Origin of the sequence: Xanthomonas sp. LMG 12461 (genome assembly GCF_009192935.1) — a bacterium.
GTDB classification, from domain to species: Bacteria; Pseudomonadota; Gammaproteobacteria; order Xanthomonadales; family Xanthomonadaceae; genus Xanthomonas_A; species Xanthomonas_A sontii.
In genome coordinates, this window is the sequence record NZ_NQYT01000087.1 from 21,448 (window position 1) to 27,683 (window position 6,236).

Annotated in this window: 3 protein-coding genes; 2 read left to right on the forward strand and 1 reads right to left on the reverse strand. The window is 70.3% G+C overall.

The window, feature by feature from the left end; all coding sequences use genetic code 11:
* The first annotated feature begins 50 nt into the window (after positions 1-50).
* Both smc and zipA read left to right on the forward strand, forming a co-directional pair.
* A complete protein-coding gene (smc, locus tag CEK68_RS19205) occupies positions 51-3,554 on the forward strand; it encodes a chromosome segregation protein SMC (protein ID WP_152240341.1) in 3,504 nt (1,167 codons plus the stop codon).
* A gap of 114 nt (positions 3,555-3,668) precedes the next feature.
* Positions 3,669-4,406, forward strand: a complete 738-nt coding sequence (gene zipA, locus CEK68_RS19210; RefSeq protein WP_152240342.1) for a cell division protein ZipA — start codon at positions 3,669-3,671, stop codon at positions 4,404-4,406.
* A gap of 328 nt (positions 4,407-4,734) precedes the next feature.
* Here the strand turns inward: zipA and CEK68_RS19215 are convergent, their stop codons facing one another.
* Complete coding sequence (locus CEK68_RS19215) at positions 4,735-5,865, reverse strand: pyridoxal phosphate-dependent aminotransferase (RefSeq protein ID WP_152240343.1); 1,131 nt, start codon at positions 5,863-5,865, stop codon at positions 4,735-4,737.
* Positions 5,866-6,236: the final 371 nt, after the last annotated feature.

The following is a 6,236-nucleotide window of genomic DNA, read 5'->3' on the forward strand; positions in this document are numbered from 1 at the left end:
GGCAGCGCAGCTCGGAATGCCGGCGGCGTCTGCCATGGATTGCCTGCACCATGCGCCTGTCGACCATCAAGCTGTCCGGCTTCAAGTCCTTCGTCGATCCGACCACGCTGCACTTGCCGACCAACATGACCGGCATCGTCGGTCCGAACGGCTGCGGCAAGTCGAACATCATCGACGCGGTGCGCTGGGTGATGGGCGAAAGCTCGGCCAGCCGGCTGCGCGGCGATTCGCTGACGGACGTGATCTTCTCCGGTTCCTCGGCGCGCAAGCCGGTGTCGCAGGCCACGGTGGAACTGATCTTCGACAACACCGACCACACCATCGCCGGCGAGTACGCCTCGTTCAACGAGATCTCGGTCAAGCGCCAGGTCAGCCGCGACGGCAGCAGCAGCTACTACCTCAACGGCACCAAGTGCCGGCGCCGCGACATCACCGATCTGTTCCTGGGCACCGGCCTGGGCCCGCGCAGCTACTCGATCATCGAGCAGGGCATGATCAGCCAGATCATCGAGGCGCGCCCGGAGGACCTGCGCGTGTACCTGGAGGAGGCCGCCGGCATCTCCAAGTACAAGGAGCGGCGCAAGGAGACCGAGACCCGCATCCGCCACACCCGCGAGAACCTGGAGCGCCTGGGCGACCTGCGCGAGGAGATCGGCAAGCAGCTCGAGCACCTCAAGCGGCAGGCGCGCCAGGCCGAGCAGTACCAGGCGCTGCAGGAAGAGCGGCGGATCAAGGATGCGCAGTGGAAGGCGCTGGAATACCGCGGCCTGGACGGACGCCTGCAGGGCCTGCGCGAGGCGCTGGGCCAGGAAGAGACCCGCCTGCAGCAGCTGATCGCCGAGCAGCGCGATGCCGAGGCGCGCATCGAGACCGGCCGCGTGCGCCGCGAGGAGGCCGCCGAGGCGCTGAGCACCGCGCAGGCCGAGGTCTACAAGGTCGGCAGTACGCTGGCCCGGATCGAACAGCAGATCCAGCACCAGCGCGATCTGTCGCAGCGTCTGCACAAGGCGCGCGACGAGGCGCAGCTGGCGCTGGCCGAGCTCGGCCAGCACATCGGCACCGACGAGGCCAAGCTGGCGCTGCTGCGCGAATCGGTGGACGTGGCCGGCCCGCAACTGGAGCAGCTGCAGGAAGACAACGAATACAAGCAGGAAGCGCTGCGCGAGGCCGAGGCGCGCCTGGCCGATTGGCAGCAGCGCTGGGAATCGCATCAGCGCAACACCGCCGAAGCCTCGCGTGCCGGCGAAGTGGAGCGCACCCGCGTCGATTACCTGGACCGGCAGTCGCTGGAGGCCGAGCGCCGTCGCGAGGCGCTGCTGGCCGAGCGCGCCGGGCTGGACCTGGACGCGCTGGCCGAGGCCTTCGCGCAACTGGAACTGCAGCACGAGACCCAGCGCGCCGCGCTGGACGGCCTGACCGAGCAGGTCGAGGCGCGCAAGCAGGCGGTGGCGGCGCTGCAGGACCAGCAGCGCAGCGCCCAGGCCGAACTGGCCGACGTGCGCAAGCAGGCGCAGGCCGCGCGCGGCCGGCTGTCGTCGCTGGAAACCCTGCAGCAGGCCGCACTCGGCCAGGAGCAGGGCGCGGCGGTGGCCTGGCTGCAGGCGCGCGGGCTGGATTCGGCGGCGCGCGTCGGCGAACGGCTCAGCGTGGAGAGCGGCTGGGAGAACGCGGTCGAAGGCGCGCTCGGGCAGTTGATCGAAGGCGTGCTGGTGGAGGCGCCGGAAACCCTGGTCGACGCGCTGGGCGAACTCGGCGAAGGCCGCATCGCCCTGGTCAGCGGCGAGGAGGCGGCCGAGACCTTCGCGCCGACCTCGCTGGCGGCCAAGGTGCAGGGGCCGATCGCGATCCGCCGGCTGTTGGCGCGGCTGCACGCGGCCGAGGATTTGAGTGCGGCGCGGGCGCTGCTGCCGCAGCTGGGCGAGGGCGATTCCATCGTCACCCGCGATGGCGCACGCCTGGGCCAGGGCTGGCTGCGCGTGTCGCGTTCCGGCGCGGCCAAGCAGGGCGCGCTGCTGCGCGAGCGCGAGATCCAGAGCCTGCGCGGCCAGATCGAGACGCTGCAGGAGCGCGAGGCCGATCTCGAGCACCGCCTCGGCGAGATGCGCGCGCAGTTGCTGGCCGGCGAGCAGCAGCGCGAGGACGCGCAGCGCCAGCTGTACCAGGCGCACCGCAGCGCCTCCGAACTGGCCGGACAGTTGCAGAGCCAGCAAGGCAAGGTCGACGCCGCGCGCACCCGCATCGAGCGCATCGAGCTGGAGGTCGCGCAGCTGCTGGAAACCCTGGACAGCAGCCGCGAGCAGGCGCGCGAGGCACGCTCCAAGCTGGAAGACGCGGTCACCAGCATGGGCGACCTGGAATCGGTGCGGCATGCGCTGGAAAGCGAGCGCCGCCAGCTCACCGAGGCGCGCGACCTGGCCCGCGACGCCGCGCGGCGGGTGCGCGAGGCCTCGCACGCCCTGGCCCTGACCCTGGAGTCGCAGCGCACCCAGATCGCCTCGCTGAGCCAGGCGCTGGAGCGCATGGGCAACCAGCGCGGGCAGCTGGACGCGCGCCTGGGCGAACTCAGCGCGCAGTTGAACGAGGGCGACTCGCCGGTGCTGGCGCTGGAGGCCGAGCACCAGGCCGCGCTCAGCGAGCGCGTGCGCACCGACCGCGCGCTCGGCGAGGCGCGCGCGCTGCTGGACGGCATCGACAACGAACTGCGCGCGCTGGAGCAGACCCGCCAGCAGCGCGACGAACAGGCGCTGGCGCAGCGCGAACGCATCGCCCAGCGCCGGCTCGACCAGCAGGCGCTGGTGCTCAGCGCCGAGCAGCTGTCGGCGGCGGTGGTCAAGGCCGGCTTCGTGCTCGAGGACGTGATCAACGGCCTGCCCGAACATGCCGACCCCGCCGAGTGGGAGCAGGCGGTGCAGCAGATCGATGGACGCATGCGCCGGCTGGAACCGGTCAACCTGGCGGCGATCAGCGAGTACGGCGAGGCCGCGCAGCGCGCCGAGTACCTGGAAGCGCAGGACGTCGACCTGAATACCGCGCTGGAGACCCTGGAAGACGCCATCCGCAAGATCGACCGCGAGACCCGCGGCCGCTTCAAGGACACCTTCGACCGGGTCAACTCCGGCGTGCAGGCGCTGTATCCGCGTCTGTTCGGCGGCGGCCACGCCTACCTGGAACTGACCGGCGAGGACCTGCTGGACACCGGCGTGGCGATCATGGCGCGGCCCCCGGGCAAGCGTGTGTCCAGCATCTCGCTGCTGTCCGGCGGCGAGAAGGCGATGACTGCGGTTGCCCTGGTGTTCGCGATCTTCCAGCTCAACCCGGCGCCGTTCTGCCTGCTCGACGAGGTGGACGCGCCGCTGGACGAGGCCAACGTCGGCCGCCTGGCGGCGATGGTCAAGGAAATGAGCGAGAAAGTGCAGTTCCTGTTCGTCAGCCACAACAAGGCGACGATGGAGGCGGCGCATCAGCTCAGCGGCGTCACCATGCGCGAGCCCGGCGTCAGCCGCCTGGTCAGCGTGGACCTCGAGGAGGCCGCGCGTTTGGCGGGCGCGGCCTGACGTGACATGCTAAAGGACGTGATGCGCGTCGAGGCTTGGTTCCCGCGTTGGCGGACCCGATGCGCACCCGCCAGTTATTTTCCCCCTGTGTACCCTTGCCGGAGTAACCCCTGAATGTCCGACATGGCAATGCTACGCATCGGCATCCTCGCCGCCGGCTTGCTGTTGATTGCGGCGATCTTCCTGTTCGGCCGCCCGAAGAAACCGAGCCAGGGCCGGCGCGTGGAGCCGGCCGATCCGGCCGCGCCGCGCCGCGAACCCTCGCTGGGCGACGCCGCCCCGGCCGCCGGCGACGACGCGCTGGTCGCGCCCGGCGCGGACGGCGAAGCGCACCAGCCCGACCTGGGCCTGTCAGCGGCGGAGGCGCCCGGCGCCGACCTCGGCAAGCGGCCGAGCCAGGATTTCGACAAGATCGTCTCGCTGTATGTCGCCGCCCGTGCCGGGCAGGTGTTGCGCGGCGAGGACATCGTGGTGGCCGCGGAGAAGACCGGCCTGACCTTCGGCCACATGAACGTGTTCCACCGCCTGGTGGAAGGGCATCCCGAGCGCGGCCCGATCTTCAGCATGGCCAGCATCATGAAGCCGGGCAGCTTCGACATGGCGCACATCCGCGAGATGGAGACCCCGGCGATCGCCTTCTTCCTGACCCTGCCGGCGCCGCTGACCGCGCTCGACGCCTGGGAGAAGATGCTGCCGACCGTGCAGCGCATGGGCGAACTGCTCGACGGCGTGGTCCTGGACGACAGCCGCAACGCCCTCGGACGCCAGCGCATCGCCCACATCCGCGACGACCTGCGCGCCTACGACCGCCAGCACCAGGCGCCGCCATTGACGAAGGCGCCGCGCTGGTAGCTTGGTGCTGGGAATGGGGAAACGGGAATGGGGAATCGTAAAAGCGTATCCCCGCCTCTGACCCCCCGCGCGCTCTTCCCTTCTCCCTTCGGGAGAAGGTGCCCCCGAAGGGGGCGGATGAGGGTACGACCGCCGCCGAACGCCAGAACCCCTGGCTTTGACTCTTGCGTACTCTTATCCCGACTCTCCAAGCCTGGCGCACTGACGCCAGGCTAGTGAACCGTGGACCTGTAATGGGAAGGCCAGGGCAAGCCTCTCCACGCCTCAGCCGCAAGGCAACCCGCTTTTACGATTCCCGATTCTCCATTCCCGATTCCCGGCCCCCAAGCTACTTGCGCGCCTTAACAAACGCATCCCGAAACCGCAGCATCTCCGCTTCGCTGCCGACGGTGACGCGCACCAGCTTCGGCCAGATCGGCCAGCTTCGGCCGACGATCACGCCTTGCTTGGCCATCGCCGCGGCGAAGGCGGTGCCGTCACGCTTGACGTCGACCATGAAGCAGTTGGCCTGCGACGGCAGGCATTTGTAGCCCTTGCTCTGCAGCCAGGCGATGGTGGCGTCGCGGATGCGCGCGTTCTCGGCGCGGCGGCTCGGCACCAGTTGCAGGTCCTGCAGGCTGGCGATGCCGGCGGCCAGCGCAGGCACCGACACCGGATTCTGGCCGAACGCGGCCAGCCTGGTCTGCAGCCCCGGCGCGGCCACCGCCAGGCCCAGGCGCAGCCCGGCCATGCCATACAGCTTGGAGAAGGTGCGCAGCACCAGCAGGTCCTGGCGCTGGCCGATCAGGTCGATCACCGACGGCTCGTCGCTGTAGTGCAGGTAGGCCTCGTCGACCAGCAACACGCTGGACGCAGGCTTGTTGGCCAGCAGCCATTCGATGTCGGCGCGCTTGGTCACCGACCCGGTCGGGTTATTGGGATTGCACAGGTAGATCAGGCCAGCATTCGGATCGGCGCTGGCCATGGCCTTGACGTCGTGGGCGCCGTCGGCGCGCAGCGGCACCCGCCGCACCGGCGCGCCATGCGCGGCAGCCACATCGGCCACCGCCTCGAAGGTCGGATCGGCCACCACCACGCCGGCGCGCGGCGAGGTGAAGGCGCGCGCGGCGCGGGCGAGCGGCTCGCTGGAACCGGGATACACCGCCACGTGGTCGGCCGGCAGGCGCTGCTGCCCGACGAAGGCGGCGATCAGTTCGTCCGACAGCTCGAATAGATAGCGCCCGCTGCGCGGCAGGATCGCCTGGGCCGCCGCCAGCGCCGCGGGCGAGGGGCCCAGCGGGCATTCGTTGAAGTTCAGGTACACCGTGCCGGTTGCGGGCACTACGCCAGGTGTTGCCGCAGCAGTGTCGGCGGCCTTGCGCCGCGCCGCCTCGGCGACGGGCGCCAGGCCCACGGCGCCCAGCGCCAAACCGGAGGTAGCCAGGGACAGGAAGGAACGGCGCGAGACCGGTAGCGACACGTGGCTCTCCAGAGCGGGCGGGGGAGGTCACGTTAACGAGGTGTTAATGGCGGGGCAAGGGAGTGAGGGGCCGGGATTCGGGATTTGGGATTTCGGGAGTGGCTTAAGGCTGGGATTGGGGATTGGGCATTGGGGATTGGCAAAAGCCGGGTGGTGAGGTCGATGGCGCTGCGCGCTCCGTACCCTCACCCCAACCCCTCTCCCGGCGGGGGGAGGGGCTTTGGCCTCTCCCTTCTCCCCCCCGGACCACGGCCCCCCTTTTTGGGGGGAGGGGGCCCCCAGGGGCGGGTGAGGGGACGACCCCCGCCGCAAGCAGGAGGCCGGGCCTCGGCTCTTGCTGGTCTCCCCTCCCCATCCGCCCAACCCCGTCG